Here is a 1,170-nt window from a genome sequence, read left to right as displayed (position 1 = left end):
GGATAGTTAATCATTCTATTTATTGGTTGGAAAATCAGGATATTCAAAGTTGTGATGGCAAGTGTTGCAATAAATCTTGGCGGGCTTATGTTCACTATGACAGGCGGAGCATTCTAGTCCATCACCATAGTGGAGTGAATAATGTGGATTTGTATCCCGAAAAAGCTCACTTTCAGGTTGTTTTGCAGCATCTCTTAGTTCATCGAGTGGACCATGACATGTTAAGCAGGCCTCTTTGGTTGGAATTACCTTTTGGCCGCTAGCGTGACAATCCTTGCAACTGAGTTCCATTTTTTTATGATGTTGGCTCATATCTTTAGCGTAAGCCGTCGACAACATTAAAATAATGATGCAAATAGAGAGTGTTAGTTTGTTGAATATCATCACTAAGTCCTTATGCTTTTGCTTTTGCTGCAATATGTTTTGCTGCGATACGACCCATCACCATAGGGTCTGCGGTACCGCATCCACCTAAACGACCAGCTCCGTGGGCACCTGAAGAAACCTCACCAACAGCATATAAATTTGGAATAGGTTCGCCTTCTAGCGATAATACTGATGCATTTTCATTAATGTAAGCTCCCCCTTCTGTGTAATGGATGGTGTTACTCACACGCTGAGCATAGAATGGCGCGGTGCTTATTGGCTTTAATCGAGAAACAAGTTTTCCAAAATCCTTGTCTACTCCAGCTTTTACTGAAGCGTTGTAACGTTCTACTTGCTTTAGGAAAGGGGCGACTGGGATACCGTAATGTTTTGCAATCTGCTCTAACGTCGCAAACTCCTTCACTGTTCCAGATTTTATAATACGACGGCGTCGAGTTGCCGGAATACCGGGATCATTGTGACCAATAGAATCGCAGAATAGAACAGGATAAACGCCAGGTGTTTTGTCTAAAATATTAGTAATGTTTTTAGCTCGGATATTACGATCACCCGTTTCATTCAAGAATCGCTCACCAGTATTCACATCAACTGCGATACCATGCGTATAGCCAGCAAAAGGTGAATAATCGGGAGAATCCCCATAACCATGCTCATCTGGAGAGGCCCAAGGGCCTATTTGGATAATTGATAATTGATGAGGGGCACCACCAGCGCGCAATACTTCTTTAAGTCCTTGAGCAGAACCTCCTGGTTGATTGGTATTAGACATGGAAGCATCGAGTC

2 protein-coding genes are annotated in these 1,170 nt (G+C 42.8%); both read right to left on the bottom strand.

Annotated features, from left to right (window positions below; genetic code table 11):
- Positions 1–15 precede the first annotated feature (15 nt).
- Complete coding sequence (locus tag CXF78_RS01260) at positions 16–291, bottom strand: cytochrome c3 family protein (RefSeq protein ID WP_257984794.1); 276 nt, start codon at positions 289–291, stop codon at positions 16–18.
- 103 nt (positions 292–394) lie between these two features.
- Positions 395–1,170: FAD-binding protein (locus CXF78_RS01255; protein ID WP_219622047.1), on the bottom strand; the 776-nt coding region annotated here is incomplete at its 5' end.

It is taken from the genome of Shewanella sp. 11B5 (genome assembly GCF_002836795.1).
GTDB classification, from domain to species: Bacteria; Pseudomonadota; Gammaproteobacteria; order Enterobacterales; family Shewanellaceae; genus Shewanella; species Shewanella frigidimarina.
Note: the sequence above shows the minus strand (reverse complement) of the source record. Positions and strands in the feature narration are given on the sequence as shown.